Raw genomic sequence first — 561 nt, 5'->3', positions numbered from 1 at the left:
CCTCGCCGGCCGCCGGCGCCGACAGCATGGCCGCCGACGAGCGGGTGCGTGCCGCCGATATGCTCTACGCGATCGGCGAGCCCGACATCGTGCTCTATTTCGCCGCCGACCTCGCCGAAGAAAGCACCGATGTCGGCATGCTCGAAGCGCTCGGCGAGCTCACCGGGCGCCACAGCGATGCCCGCGCAATGCTGCAGATCGGCAAGATCGCGCTCGGCCGCGGCTTCGCCTTCGACCATTACGCGTTCCCGGTGATCGGCATTCCCAAGCACACCCCGATCGCTCCCGATATCGGGCGCAGCATGACCTACTCGATCGCCCGCACCGAAAGCGCGTTCGACCAGCGCGACAAATCGGCGGCCAACGCCGTCGGCCTGATGCAGGTGACGCCCGAAGCCGGCCGCGACACCGCCAAGCGCTTCGGCGTCGGCTATGACTGGAGCCGGATGGTGTCCGATCCGGTCTACAACACCCAGATGGGCGCGGCCGAGCTCAGCGCGCTGCTGTCGGAATATCGCAACTGCCACATCATGACGTTTGCCGGCTACAACGCCGGCCGCG

At 67.7% G+C, this 561-nt stretch carries 1 protein-coding gene; it reads left to right on the top strand.

Annotation, left to right across the window (positions count from 1 at the left end):
* On the top strand, nucleotides 1–561 hold a 561-nt coding region (locus H8A92_RS40615), incomplete at both ends, for a transglycosylase SLT domain-containing protein (RefSeq protein ID WP_229200822.1).

Source organism: Bradyrhizobium acaciae, from assembly GCF_020889785.1.
Classification (GTDB): Bacteria; Pseudomonadota; Alphaproteobacteria; order Rhizobiales; family Xanthobacteraceae; genus Bradyrhizobium; species Bradyrhizobium acaciae.
Note: the sequence above shows the minus strand (reverse complement) of the source record. Positions and strands in the feature narration are given on the sequence as shown.